The organism is Pilosibacter fragilis, from assembly GCF_032490495.1.
In the GTDB taxonomy this organism is placed as follows: Bacteria; Bacillota; Clostridia; order Lachnospirales; family Lachnospiraceae; genus Pilosibacter; species Pilosibacter fragilis.
This window is the reverse complement of sequence record NZ_JAVYJB010000013.1, coordinates 56,849-70,905: the sequence shown is the minus strand read 5'-3', so window position 1 is coordinate 70,905 and position 14,057 is coordinate 56,849. Positions and strand designations below refer to the sequence as shown.

General features: G+C 49.5%; 11 protein-coding genes. 9 read left to right on the top strand and 2 right to left on the bottom strand.

Annotated features, from left to right (window positions below; translation table 11 throughout):
- Positions 1–64 precede the first annotated feature (64 nt).
- From ABCW45_RS12500 to ABCW45_RS12485, 4 genes are all read left to right on the top strand, one after another.
- Positions 65–889, top strand: coding sequence for a hypothetical protein (locus ABCW45_RS12500; protein WP_117470500.1), 825 nt, complete (start codon positions 65–67; stop codon positions 887–889).
- A 191-nt stretch (positions 890–1,080) separates the two neighbouring features.
- Positions 1,081–2,580 carry a 4-alpha-glucanotransferase gene (gene malQ / locus ABCW45_RS12495; protein WP_117470581.1) on the top strand — a complete coding sequence of 500 codons (1,500 nt, stop codon included), beginning with the start codon at positions 1,081–1,083 and terminating at the stop codon, positions 2,578–2,580.
- Between the two features lie 358 nt (positions 2,581–2,938).
- Positions 2,939–3,151, top strand: coding sequence for a cold-shock protein (locus ABCW45_RS12490; RefSeq protein ID WP_015552243.1), 213 nt, complete (start codon positions 2,939–2,941; stop codon positions 3,149–3,151).
- A 309-nt stretch (positions 3,152–3,460) separates the two neighbouring features.
- The gene (locus ABCW45_RS12485; protein ID WP_117470501.1) at positions 3,461–5,098 is read left to right on the top strand and encodes an ABC-F family ATP-binding cassette domain-containing protein; all 1,638 of its coding nucleotides are present in this window, start codon (positions 3,461–3,463) and stop codon (positions 5,096–5,098) included.
- A gap of 158 nt (positions 5,099–5,256) precedes the next feature.
- On the opposite strand, the gene ABCW45_RS12480 is transcribed toward ABCW45_RS12485, so the two are convergent.
- Both ABCW45_RS12480 and ABCW45_RS12475 read right to left on the bottom strand, forming a co-directional pair.
- A complete protein-coding gene (locus ABCW45_RS12480) occupies positions 5,257–6,615 on the bottom strand; it encodes an MATE family efflux transporter (RefSeq protein ID WP_343220957.1) in 1,359 nt (452 codons plus the stop codon).
- A gap of 129 nt (positions 6,616–6,744) precedes the next feature.
- Entirely contained in the window at positions 6,745–7,302 is a 558-nt protein-coding gene (locus ABCW45_RS12475) for a DUF1003 domain-containing protein (RefSeq protein WP_343220956.1), read from the bottom strand.
- Positions 7,303–7,676: 374 nt separating this feature from the next.
- Here ABCW45_RS12475 and ABCW45_RS12470 point away from each other — a divergent pair, with 374 nt between their 5' ends.
- The 5 genes from ABCW45_RS12470 (at position 7,677) to ABCW45_RS12450 (ending at position 14,056) form a co-directional block, all read left to right on the top strand.
- Positions 7,677–8,231 carry a biotin transporter BioY gene (locus ABCW45_RS12470; protein WP_021905875.1) on the top strand — a complete coding sequence of 185 codons (555 nt, stop codon included), beginning with the start codon at positions 7,677–7,679 and terminating at the stop codon, positions 8,229–8,231.
- 439 nt (positions 8,232–8,670) lie between these two features.
- Positions 8,671–9,987 carry an amidohydrolase gene (locus ABCW45_RS12465; RefSeq protein ID WP_117470504.1) on the top strand — a complete coding sequence of 439 codons (1,317 nt, stop codon included), beginning with the start codon at positions 8,671–8,673 and terminating at the stop codon, positions 9,985–9,987.
- A gap of 2 nt (positions 9,988–9,989) precedes the next feature.
- Positions 9,990–11,165: a BMP family ABC transporter substrate-binding protein gene (locus tag ABCW45_RS12460; RefSeq protein ID WP_343220955.1), complete on the top strand. Its 1,176-nt coding sequence runs from the start codon at positions 9,990–9,992 to the stop codon at positions 11,163–11,165.
- Between the two features lie 295 nt (positions 11,166–11,460).
- The gene (locus ABCW45_RS12455; protein WP_343220954.1) at positions 11,461–13,017 is read left to right on the top strand and encodes an ABC transporter ATP-binding protein; all 1,557 of its coding nucleotides are present in this window, start codon (positions 11,461–11,463) and stop codon (positions 13,015–13,017) included.
- Complete coding sequence (locus tag ABCW45_RS12450; protein ID WP_343220953.1) at positions 13,010–14,056, top strand: ABC transporter permease; 1,047 nt, start codon at positions 13,010–13,012, stop codon at positions 14,054–14,056. The genes ABCW45_RS12455 and ABCW45_RS12450 overlap by 8 nt, the downstream gene beginning before the upstream one ends.
- Position 14,057 lies beyond the last annotated feature (1 nt).

The following is a 14,057-nucleotide window of genomic DNA, read 5'->3' as shown; positions in this document are numbered from 1 at the left end:
ATACGGATCCGGTGAAGGGACAGAAAGAGCGGCGGCGAATATATAGAAATGAGGGGTGTATTTCATGAACAAGAACACGACAGATATCACATTATCGGCTTATTTTAATGACATCGTAATCGGATACTACGAGGACGAGGATCTGGTAAAACAGTTTGGAAGACAGCTTGGTTTCGACGTGGATATGGACACCTTTATGGCGGTCTCTTTCCAGTATCCGTCTGATATGAATGTAAAACCGGAAGACCGTGAGAAGCTCACAGACGCGGCAAACGCGATCATCGCTCTCTCCGATATCAACAAGAAGATCGGTGGAAAGCAGATTATCACCTGCGACAGCGGCGTATGCGTGATCCTGATCATGAACGACAAATCCGCAATGCGTGACCTGATCCCGCAGATCAAGGAGACAGCCCTTGAGCAGGTAGAAAAGATCAATTCTGACAGAAAGATCCGCGTCGGCATCGGTACGATCGAGAGCGGAATCAAGGGAATCAAGCATACATACATCAATGCCCAGGATGCGGTAAAGGCCGGCGAGATCTTCAAGAAAGACCGTGTGATCCTTGAATACATGGGTATGGAGATTTACAGCAGCATCAACCAGATGGTTGTAAACTTCGGTGACCGCCTTACCAGAACCGTTTTAAAACAGCTCGGTGAGACTGAGAAGCGGGTTCTCGCGAAATACTACAAATGCAAAGAGGACATCGCTGAGACTGCAAGACAGCTCGGAATGTCTGAGGATGATGTAAAGACAAGCTTAAATATGGTCCGCATCAATACCGGACTTGACGTAAACGATACAGAGGATAACTTCAAGCTCCACTTTATCATGATCGCGAAGAAAGTCCTTGAAAACGACGAGAGAATCAAGAAGAATCGTTAATTCACCAGAAAGTTTCTGTTGCTGTCTGCCAATGGCATGAACAGCGGAGTGTAGAAGGTGGACGATACAGAAGAAATCAGCAACAGCCCTGCGCATAATATGTGCCGGGCTGTGAGCCGTTATGGATGGTAAAATGCTGAATGGTAAAAGATAAACAGGCGGGGATCTGCCGGACAGAAGGGGATACAAATATGAAGACAATGCTGGAGCGCGGAGCCGGAATTCTGATGCCGGTGTCAAGCCTGCCGTCACCATACGGAATCGGTACATTTGGCAGTGCGGCCTATGATTTCGTGGACTTCTTAAAGAAAGCAAGACAGAAATACTGGCAGGTTCTGCCGGTGGGACCGACAAGCTACGGGGACAGCCCGTACCAGTCATTTTCCGCTTTTGCGGGAAATCCGTACTTTATCGATCTGGATACCCTGGTGAAGGAGGGACTTCTCACACAGGACGAGATCAACGCCTGTTACTGGGGGGATAATCCGACCCAGGTGGCGTACGACGCGGTGTTCTGGTACCGGTTTCCACTGTTGAAAAAGGCGTACGCGAGAAGTGAGTACCGCGAGGAACAGGGCTACGAGAAGTTCTGTATGGACAGCTGGTTCTGGCTGAATGATTACGCATTTTACATGGCGTTAAAGTTCCATTTTGATAATAAAGAATGGCTGGCATGGCCGGAAGATATCCGGTTCCGGAAGAAAGAAGCGGTGGAGTCCTACCGCGAGGAATTGAAGGACGAGATCGACTTCTGGAAGTTTTTACAGTATAAATTCTACCAGCAGTGGGGAAAGCTCCGCGCATATGCGAATGAGCAGGGAATCTCCATCATCGGTGATATTCCGATCTACGTGGCACTTGACAGCGCGGATGTCTGGACCCACCCGGAGTTATTCCTTTTGGATGAGGAGAACCTGACTCCGATCAAGGTTGCCGGAGTTCCGCCGGACGCATTCAGCGAGACGGGACAGCTCTGGGGCAATCCGCTTTACCGCTGGGATGTTCAGGAAAAGACCGATTTCGCATGGTGGAAGGAGCGCATGAAAGCGTCTGCCCGCCTGTATGACGTGGTCCGTATCGACCACTTTATCGGTGTAACCCAGTACTACGCGATTCCGGCGGGTTCCGAGGACGGAAAGACAGGCGAGTGGTTAAAGGGACCTGGAAAGAAGCTCACAGATGCCATCAACATGGTCATCGGTGACACGAAGATCATCGCGGAGGATCTTGGAATCTTTGTTCCGGAGGTCAAGGAGCTTCTTGAGGAGACAGGATATCCGGGAATGAAGATCATCGAGTTCGCCTTCAGCGGCGACCGCTTCAACGAGCACCTGCCGCATATGTACTCCCCGAATTCCGTCGTTTACGGCGGAACCCATGACAACGAGACTCTGGTGGGCTACTTTAAGCCGGAGGCGCGCCAGTGGTGGGAGTTGCAGTATATCGCAGACTACATGGGTGTCTCCCATCAGCATGAGGTCGTAGACAAGGTCTTAAAGACCGCCTACGCGTCTGTAGCCAGCGTTGTGATCTTCCAGGCGCAGGATGTCTTAAAGCTCGATAGCTGGGCGAGAATGAACACGCCGGGTACGGTGGGAAACAACTGGAGATGGAGAATGAAACCGGGCGAGCTGACGCAGGATCATATCAACCATCTGTCATGGCTGGTCGATACATTCGGACGGTTTTAGATCGAAAAAAATACAAAAATCACGGTAGAATTACCGAAGGGAAAAGTCAATTTTTGTCGAGAAAAACAGATGTTTGCGGTACGCGGCACAGTGCCGAGAAATAAGGAAAAACGGGCGGTTCGTAAGGATAAAACAGACCGCCCGTTTCTTGGAAATTCGATTGACACAAGACCAGAAGTGTGATATTGTTAAGTTAATTCCGATGCACTATTGAACTCACATGTTTTTGTAAGTCATTTGCGCGATACGATGAATTACAAAAGCATGTGAGTTTTTTGAAATAAAGACCAACAGCGATGTGTGGGGATTTCCAATAGTCTTAGTACGGAAAAATTCAATTTTTTATGGAGGTACCAAAATGAACAACGGTACAGTTAAGTGGTTCAATTCTGAGAAAGGCTACGGATTCATCTCCAACGATAATGGCGGCGACGACGTATTCGTACACTTTTCCGCAATCGTAGGCGACGGCTTCAAGACTCTTGAAGAGGGCCAGAAGGTTACTTTCGACACAGAGCAGGATCCGAAGAACAGCAAGAAGCTTCGCGCTGTTAACGTAGTTAAACTCTAATTCGAATAGAAGAGAAACTAAGAGAACTGCCGTTCCGAGTTGTACTTGGAGCGGCAGTTCTTTTGTTGGATAGGATTTTTCCTTGAAAAACAGGCTTTTTTCGCGAAAAGCCTTGCAAAAACTTGTGTTCTTTAATAGAATAAGAAGGACTTTGATAACTGACCGGCAGGCTGGAGACATTTGCGGAAGGTTATCGTTTTAAGTTCTGCCAGGGTTTAGATCCGAGGCAGGCTGTTTGTGCCCGGCGCGGGGGATGCGCTAAGGCGCATTTCACAGATACCCCTTGTCAGTTAAAAGGAGATTTAGAAAATGATTAGTGCAAATAATGTGACACTCCGTGTCGGAAAAAAAGCTTTATTTGAAGACGTAAACATTAAATTCACAGAAGGAAACTGTTATGGTCTGATCGGTGCCAACGGTGCCGGAAAGTCCACATTTTTAAAGATCTTATCCGGTCAGCTCGAGCCGACAAACGGTGAAGTTGCGATCACTCCGGGTCAGCGTCTTTCCTTCTTACAGCAGGACCACTTTAAATACGACGAGTACACAGTTCTCGATACCGTTATCATGGGAAATAAGCGCCTTTATGACATTATGAAGGAAAAAGACGCGATCTACATGAAGGAAGAGTTCACAGACGAAGATGGAATCAAGGCTGCAGAGCTCGAAGGCGAGTTCGCAACCATGAACGGATGGGAAGCGGAGTCCGACGCTGAGAACCTGTTAAACGGTCTTGGTATCGAGACAGACCTCCACTATAAAACGATGAAAGACCTTCTCGGACCGCAGAAGGTTAAAGTTCTCCTCGCCCAGGCATTATTCGGAAACCCGGATATCCTGCTCCTCGATGAGCCGACGAACCATCTGGATCTCGACGCGATCGCATGGCTTGAGGAGTTCCTGATCAACTTTGAGAATACTGTTATCGTGGTATCCCATGACCGTTATTTCTTAAATAAAGTCTGCACGCAGATCGCTGATATCGACTACGGCAAGATCCAGCTCTATGCCGGAAACTATGATTTCTGGTTCGAGTCCAGCCAGTTGATGATCAAGCAGATGAAGGAAGCAAACAGAAAGAAAGAGGAGAAGATCAAAGAGTTGCAGGAGTTCATCCAGAGATTCTCCGCCAACGCTTCCAAGTCCAAGCAGGCGACATCCAGAAAACGTGCGTTAGAGAAGATCGAGCTTGACGAGATCCGCCCGTCCAGCAGAAAATACCCGTATATCGACTTCCGTCCGGCCCGTGAGATCGGAAACGAGGTTCTCTCCGTTGAGGGACTTACAAAGACCATCGACGGCGTAAAGGTTCTCGACAATATTTCCTTTACCCTGGGAAGAGAGGACAAGGTTGCCCTTGTAGGACCGAACGAGCTTGCGAAGACCACACTCTTCAAGATCCTCTCCGGTGAGATGGAGCCGGATTCCGGAAGCTACAAATGGGGCCTCACAACGACTCAGGCGTACTTCCCGAAGGATAACAGCGCAGAGTTCAACAATGATGATACGATCGTAGACTGGCTGACCCAGTACTCCCCGGAAAAAGATGTCACATATGTCCGCGGATTCCTCGGAAGAATGCTGTTTGCCGGTGAAGACGGCGTAAAAAAGGTAAAAGTTCTCTCCGGTGGTGAGAAGGTGCGCTGCATGCTCTCCAAGATGATGATCTCCGGCGCGAACGTACTGATGTTTGATGAGCCGACTGACCATCTGGACATGGAGTCCATCACAGCCCTGAACAACGGAATGAAGAAGTTCCCGGGCGTGATCATCTTCTCCTCCCGTGACCATCAGGTCGTAGAGACGACTGCAAACCGTATCATGGAGATCATCAACGGCCAGCTGATCGATAAGATCACGACCTACGACGAGTACCTTGAGAGCGATGAGATGGCGAGAAAGAGATTCACATATACGATCACTGAGAGTGAAGAGAATGATGACTGATTCTGCTGCCGCCTGAATTGAGATAGAAAATGGCAGTGTAAACTGTCTGCAGACATAAAAAACAGAGCATATATTCAACCATAACCTATGTAAAACATTGGCATGCGAAGATATATGCTCTGTTTTTGCGTATTTACACTTAGTTTTGGCGGAACCGGTTAATTAGCCCCGGCTTTCGCCAGAACCTTCTTCATCGAAGTGAGATACACGATCACCGAAGCAATCGGTCCAAGGATATCAGATACCGGTTCTGCGTAAAACGCCGCTTCAGCTCCGAACATCGCGGGAAGCAGGAACAGGGATACAAAGTATGCGCCTTTTCGGAAGAAGGAAAGCGGCAGGGCAACCTGTACCTGACCAAGACCGGTGAAACCGTCGACGATCTCATACTGGAATGCCAGCGGGATGATCGCCAGAGTGAAGATCCGGATCGCCCGGAGCGCTTCTGCGGCAACGATCGGGTCTGCTGTAAAGAGACGGACAAACAGGCCGCCGATGGTACGCGCAAGGACGAAGAGCAGAGCGGTGTATGCCGCAGCAAGGCTAAAGATGTACTTCTGCGCATTTTTTACGCGGTCGGTCTTTCCGGCTCCGAAATTGTAGGCAAGAACAGCCTGAGTTCCGCTGGTGATACCGCCGAGAGGCATGGTGACTACGAGCATGAAGCTCTGGGCAATGGTTGCGCAGGTGATCAGAAGGTCTCCGCGCTCCGCACCGCCGTATTTTTGCAGGATCGCGTTCATGGTGATGATCATGACGTTATCCATGGCGATGATGATAAATGGGGTAAAGCCGATGGTGAGCACTCTGCGGATCAGCCGCCAGCTGTAACCGCCGAAGGTGATGCGCACCGGCATATTTTTCCCGAACAGTGTCCTCAGGACGAAAGCGCAGCTCGCCATCTGGGAGATGACGGTTGCGACGGCGGCACCGGAGACGCCCATGTGGAGGCCGAAGATGAAGATTGGATCCAGAATGATGTTCAGCACCGCGCCGAGGATGACGGAGTACATGCCGGTTTTTGCAAAGCCCTGACAGATGATAAACTGGTTCATACCTGTGGACATTAGGGCGAATACGGTTCCGGTCAGATATATCGTAAAATATGCGTTTGCGTAGGGCAGTGTGATATCGCTGGCACCGAAATACCGCAGCATCGGAATGCGGATCGGGTAGATGCAGGCCACCATGAGGAGGGAACATACTGCCAGCATGAGGAAGCAGTTTGCAAGGATCCGCTCGGCGGCCTTTTTATCGCCCTGTCCCATCTTCATGCTCATAAGCGGGGCACCGCCGATTCCCACGAGAAACGCGACGGAGCCGACCATAGTGACTACCGGACCGCAGACACCGGCCCCCGCCAGTGCCATGTCGCCGGATCCGGGGATATTTCCGATATACATGCGGTCTACGATACTGTAAAGGACGCTGACAAACTGTGCCAGCATACTGGGAATTGCGATCCGGACGACGAGTTTTTTTATGTCGTCACGGCCGAGATCATTTTCTGCAGCCATAATAAAACTCTCCTGTATAAAATCCGCAGTACAGAAAAACTGTACTGCGGAATATTTGTGTACTTGCGTGAAGATGTAGATTGTCGCAAGTGACCGCGCGAATGTGCCAAGGCACATTCTTATTTTGTATTAAGCATTGTGGATAGGGGATCCGGCTTTTGGCGTGTCTATAGCCTTGCCGATCTGTTCCAGCATATCCAGACGATGGTTGATCTTTTTCTGGTTTTCGATGATCAGATCCATTTTTTTGTGCAGGTCATCGATAATGAGTTCACTCTTTAAATTGACCTTAAAGTCGTTTTCCGCGCGTTGTCTGTCCTTTGCCTCCTGTCGGTTCTGGCTCATCATGATAAGGGGAGCCTGAATGGCAGCAATGCAGGAAAGTACCAGATTTAAAAGGATAAACGGGTAGGCATCAAAGGCCTTCGTTCCAAGGATAACGTTGACAGCCATCCATCCGACCATGACAGCGATAAAGCTGAAGATAAATGCCCAGCTTCCGGCAAATTTCGCTACTGCGTCGGATGCTCTCTGGCCGAAGGACAGCTTTTCTGTCTCATTGGAATTTTCTGTGATGTTTGTCATGATCAGCTGATGGATCAGCTCTTCATCTGTAAATTCCTGATCAGTCCTGTTCAGGAGTTCCCGGATGATTTTTTTTCGTTCGTTTCCGCTTTTCATTTTCATAGTGAATCTCCTTATGTCCGGCATATAAAACGCGTGCAGCGCATCGGTGATGCATGCGGACACTGCTCTGTACTGATAACTGGTAACTGCTAAATTCTCCCAGTTGGCGGTGGGAGGACAAGTACATAGAGTATAGCACGTTTTCCTGGGCGGGTAAATGGCACACAGGAAGATTATAGGCAAAAAAGAAAAGGGGAAAAATGTAAACCAAATAATAAAAACAGGTTGACAAATGCACGGAATCTGCGTATGATAGGAAAAGAATCGATCAGAACAATTCCATTTTGTGATATGCGTACCGGAATGTAGAATTTAAGAACGATAGAATTTAAGATCCGGCGGCAGAAATGATGGATGTTGGGAGGAAAACAAAGATGGAAAAGACAACAGCAAAACACATGTCCACCGCGCAGATGACGGTGACAGCACTTATGACAGCGATTACCTGTATCCTGGCACCGATGGCACTTCCGATTCCGATCAGCCCGGTACCGATCAGCCTGACAAACCTTGTCATCTTCTTTATGGCGTATATTCTCGGAATGAAGCTTTCCGTAGCGAGCTATGTATTATACCTGCTCTTAGGAACAGTAGGACTTCCGGTATTCTCCGGATTTAGTGGCGGTGTCGGTAAGCTTCTCGGACCGACCGGCGGCTACCTGATCGGATTTATCTTTCTGGCAGCGATCGCAGGCTTCTTCGTTGAGAAGTTCCCGGCAAAGATTTACATGCATGTAGTCGGAATGATCATCGGAATGGCGATCTGCTATATCTTCGGAACCGCATGGCTTGCGGGACAGCTCGGAATGAGCTTCGTGGCAGCTCTCGGCGTCGGCGTTATCCCGTATCTTCCGGGCGACACAGCGAAGATCATCATTGCGATCATCGCGGGTCCGCAGATCCGCAAGGCGGTTTCCAGATTTATGTAAGTTGGACAACGTTAATCAGGTATTTCATAAAAACTTATACATCCTAATTTAAATTCACAGCAAAAGCCGTAAAGAAAAGACGGTCTGCTGTGAATTTTAATTTTATGAAATGGATACAGAAACCATTGCGGGCGGGAGGTGTGCAGATATTTATTAGTGTATCAAACAATTATTTATAAGCATAAATAATATACATTCTGATGAGCGGAATGCCTCTAAAAACTGTCAAAAAATCATAGAAAAATCTTGACATTTGTCCATAAAACTCGTTATGATATTTTCTGCACTATACTGACTCATTAGTTGCCTGAGTAACCCGTAAAAAAGTCTGCATTTGCAGACCTTTTTTGTGTAATGGGGACTTCTAAGGAATTTCAGGCAGACTGTCGTGAAGGGCTCTGCATCCGGCCTGCACAGGTATAGTGAAGGAGGAAACACCATGAAATCAGTTCATGAAGCATTAGATCAGATCCTGCCGGAGATCATCGCAATGAGCGAAGATATTTACTGTCATCCGGAGCTCGGATTTAAGGAGTTCAGAACAAGAAAAAAGGCGATCGAGGCACTCGACAAGGCGGGGATTCCGCATGAAGATGTCGCATACACGGGAATCCGGGCAGTCTTAGATTCCGGAAAGCCGGGGCCGAATATCGGCCTGATCACGGAATTCGACGCGGTTCCGACCTTCGGACATCCGTACGCCAGTGAGGACAGCTGCGCGGCTCATACCTGCGGCCACTACGGTCAGCTGGGCGTTATGATGAGCTTATTTTTAGCCATCAGGGAATCCGGTATGTTAAAGGATCTCTGCGGAAAGGTCACACTTCTCGTGACGCCGGCGGAGGAGTTCTGCGATATGGATTACCGGAAGGGGCTTATTAAGGAAGGAAAGATCTCCCACCCGTCAGGCAAGCAGGAGATGATCGCCACAGGCATTTTTGATGATGTGGACATCATGTTATCCTGCCACGCTATGGGGATCGATATGACAAAGTATCATGCGGAGATCGGTTCCAGCTTAAACGGCTTTATCATGAAGCGGGCAATCTTTACAGGAAAGGCGTCCCACGCAGGAGCGAACCCGGAAGGCGGCGTAAACGCGCTCAACGCGGTAAACCTTGCCATGACAGGGATCAACTTCCTGAGAGAGACTTTCCGAGCAGATGACGCGATCCGCGTCCATTTCTATGTGCCGGAAGGCGGTCAATCCGTCAATACGGTTCCGGGAAGAACACAGCTTGAGATGTATGTCCGGGCGAAGACAGTTCCGGCGATCTTTGAGACAAACGCGAAAGTGACCCGCGCGATCCGCGCCGGAGCACTTGCGATCAACTGTGATCTTGAGATCCAGGATACACCGGGATATTTCCCGCTCCATCAGGACGAGAACCTGACAGAGCTTGTGAAGAAACACATTTTAGATTATATCGACGAGAGCATGATCGCCCAGGGAACCCACGGCTTCGCTTCCGGAGATATGGGAGACTTATCCCTTATGTGGCCGATCGTTGAGATCGGTGTTGCCGGATTTGAGGGCAGTATCCACGGAAAAGATTTTAAGACGGCGGATCCGGAGCAGGCATACTGTGTCCCGGCTCATTATTTTGCAGATACCGTGGCAGATCTCTTATCCGACGGCGGTGCGTCCGCGTGGAAGATCAAAGAGGCGTTCAAGCCGGTGATGAACAAGAAAAATTATCTGGAAACTCTGGATAGTTTGAATAAATCAACTTTTTACGAAAAGGAGAACAACTAATTATGAAAAAGAAATTCTTATGCAGCACACTTGCAATGGCTATGACAGCTTCCATGCTGTTTGGATGCGCAAGCGAGAGCAAGACCGAGACAACCGCAGCAGCAGGCGAGACAACCGCAGCAGCTGCTGAGACAACTGCAGAGGCAGCAAAGGCTGAGACAAACGGTGAGAAGTTAAAAGTAACACTTCTTGTTACCGGCTCCTTCGGCGATAAGGCATTCAACGACTCCGCACAGGCTGGTATGGAAAAGCTTGAGGCTGAGCTTGGCGATAAGGTTGAAGTAAACATGGTCGAGATGGGCAGCGACAAGACAAAGTTCGAAGGTTCCATGTTAGACGCTTGTGAGTCCGATGCAGACCTTATCATCACAGGTCTCTGGGACATGAAGGAAATCACAGAGAAGGTTGCTCAGGAGTTCCCGGAGAAGAAGTTCATCATCTTCGATACAGATGTTGACTACACGATCGGTGACTTAAGCAACGTATACTCCATGAGCTACAAGCAGAACGAGGGCGCATTCCTTGCAGGCGTTCTTGCAGCAAGTGCGACAAAGTCCGATATGGAATACGCAAACGAAGACAACGTCATCGGTTTCGTAGGCGCAAAGGATACAGCAGCCGTTATCAACGACTCTGCAGTCGGCTTCATCGAGGGCGCTCAGTTCGTAGATCCGGATGTGAAGGTACTTGTTTCCTACGTTGGTTCCTATGTTGACTCCGCAACAGCAAAAGAGCTTGCGATCACTCAGTACTCCAACGGCGCTGACGTTGTATTCGTAGCAGCAGGTCCGGCATCCGTAGGTGTTATCGAGGCAGCAGCAGAAAGCAAGAAATACTGCATCGGCGTTGACTCCGACCAGGCACTTGCTTACGAGGGCAAGGACGAGGCAAACTTCATCATCTCTTCCGCGATCAAGGGCGTTGGCGACAGCATCTACAATGCAGTTGAGAAGGCAGTTGATGGAACACTTCCGTATGGTGAGTACCAGATCCTTGGTATCGAGGACGGCGTTGTAGGCCTTGCTGACAACGATATTTATCAGTCTGCAGTATCTGAGGATGCAAAGAAAGCCGTTGAGGATGCAAAAGAGAAGCTGCTCGCAGGCGAGGTTACCGTTGATTCCGCTTATGGTATGGATGAGGCAACTCTGAAGGGAATCATCAACGGAGCTCAGTAAACGCCCATAGCTTCTTGTTTTCATGTCAATGAAAACAAGAAGAGGCATGTCGGGGCAGCGAGCATTTATCTCCTGTATTCATGCGGAGAAAACCGTGATATGATGTTTTTGCCCGGTTCCCGGAACATCTGGGGCTGGGCAGGACGCCGTATCACGGCTCCGCGAATCGCAGGAGATTTTTACATTTACGTGGGCGCAGTCCAATGCCCACATTTGCAATATATTTGCGATTCAGGCAGTTACGAACAGGAACCACTTTCACAGGCAGACAAAGATGCCTTACTTGGAGGAAACAATGGAGCAGGAGATCATTTTAGAGGCCCGGAACATCACAAAAGTCTATCCGGGCGGCGTTGTGGCAAACCATAATGTCAATCTGCAGATCAAAAAGGGTGAGATCCATGCCCTCGTCGGTGAAAACGGCGCGGGAAAATCCACCTTAATGAAGATGCTGTTTGGCATGCTGGCACCGACGGAAGGCCAGATCTTCGTGGATGGAAAAGAGGTACACTTCTCATCATCCAGCGATGCGATCGCAGCCGGACTCGGCATGGTACACCAGCATTTTATGCAGGTTCCGTCCATGACCGTTGCGGAGAACCTGATTCTCGGCGCGGAGACAGGAACTGCATTTAAAGTAGACCGGAAAGAGGCGGTGCGGATCACCACGGAGCTTTCCGACAAATATAATCTGAAGGTAGAGGCGAAGGAAAAGGTCGAGGACATTTCTCTTGCCATGCGTCAGAAGCTTGAGATCTTAAAGGCACTCTACCGGGGTGCCCATATTCTGATCCTGGACGAGCCGACAGCCGTGCTGACACCACAGGAAACAGAAGAATTATTTGAACAGTTAAAGCTTTTAAGAGAAAATGGCCACACGATCATCTTTATCTCCCACAAATTAAACGAAGTTAAGGCACTCTGCAACCGCATGACGATCCTCCGGGATGGAAAGACCATGGGAACCTACGAGATCTCGGATCTCGACGAGCATGAGATCTCCCGCCTGATGGTAGGCCGTGATGTCAGCCTGGACATTGAAAAGGAAGAGATGGAGCCGGGAAAGACCGTATTCTCTGTGAAAGATATGGTCTATGTGGACCAGCTCGGAAAGACGAGACTGGATCAGGTCTCCTTCTCTATCAAAGAAGGTCAGATATTAGGAATCGCAGGAATCGACGGAAACGGACAGTCGGAGCTTGTCGAGGCCATCGTCGGAACCTTAAAACAGCAGCAGGGAACGATTACAATGAATGGAAAGGACATCTCCAACGCCCCGGTGCTCGCACGCCAGGAAGCGGGAATCTCCCACGTTTCCGAGGACCGTATGAAATTCGGCACGGCTCCGAAGCTTTCCCTGGAGGACAACGCGATCTCCAAGGTCTACTATACCGACAAATTAAAGACCCACGGACTCCTGGACAGCAAAAAGATCAGTGAATTTACAAACCGGATCTTAAAAGAGTTCCTTGTAAAATTCGATAACTCCAAGCAGTCCATCGCGGAGCTCTCCGGCGGTAACGTCCAGAAAGTCGTTGTGGGACGTGAGTTCGATTATGAACCGGATCTTCTGATCATGAACCAGCCGACCAGGGGTATTGATGTCGGCGCCATCGAGTTTATCAGGAAGAAGATCGTGGACATGAGAAGCGGAAAGAAAGCAATCTTACTTGTATCCGCGGACTTAAGCGAGATCCTTTCCTTAAGTGATACGATCCTTGTCATGCATGAGGGCCGCATCGTCGGACATATCTCCGATGTGAAGAATACGTCAGAGAATGAGCTCGGTCTTTATATGCTGGGGGTAAAAGAAGATTCCAAGGAGCAGATCGGAGGTGCTTACTGTGAATAAAAAATTTACGATCGTAAGACTTCTCTGCGCGTTTGCCATTGCCATCGCCTTGTCGGTGGCGGTGATCTTCGCAGTCAGTGAGGAGCCGGTGACTGCGATCTATAACCTGTTTTTAGGACCGCTGCAGTCCAAACGTCACTTTTTTGAAGTGTTTGCCAGCAGCGTGCCGTTGATCTTTACGGGACTTGCTCTGGGACTTGTATTCAAGTCCGGAAACTTCTCCATGATCGCGGACGCATGTCTCTACACGGGCGCTGTCGTGACAGCGGCTCTCGCCATCAAGACATCCCTGCCGTTCGCAGTACACCCGATCGTGATCATGATCGCGGCTGCGGCTGTGGGTGGGCTGATCGGAAGTATCCCGGCGCTCTTAAAGGTGTATTTCCACACGAATGAGCTGGTAACTTCCTTAATGTTCAACTATGTGTTCTTTTACCTTGGGATCTACAACGTGACGAAGTTCCTTGCTGACCGTGAGGCGGGAACCTTCGCGTCTAAGAAATACCAGGCGACAGCTTCCCTCGGAAAGCTGATCTCCGGAACGAACTTCCATGTGGGATATCTGATTGCCATTGTGGCAGTGATCCTGTTATATATTCTTGTATACAAGACGAAGTTTGGTTATGAGGTCCGCATCTCAGGAAGCAATCCGGAGTTCGCAAAGTATTCCGGAATCCGTATCAGCCGTGTCATCATCATGACCCAGGTCATTGCGGGTGCCGTTGCGGGTCTTGGCGGCGCAGTCGAGCAGATGGGAATGTACCAGCGTTTCAACTGGCAGGATTCCCCGTCCTACGCTTGGGACGGTGTTATCATCGCGATCCTGTCCGGCAATAACCCGAAGATGGTACCGTTCGCGGCATTTTTCCTGGCATACATCCGTGTCGGCGCGGACCTGATGTCCAGACGTTCCGATGTCCAGAACGAGCTGGTATCCATCATTCAGGCGGTTCTGATCCTGTTTGTGACGGCCGAGCGGTTCATGGCAGGCTGGAAACAGCGCGAGGAAGCGAAAAAAGCACTGAAAGGGGAGGCGTAAC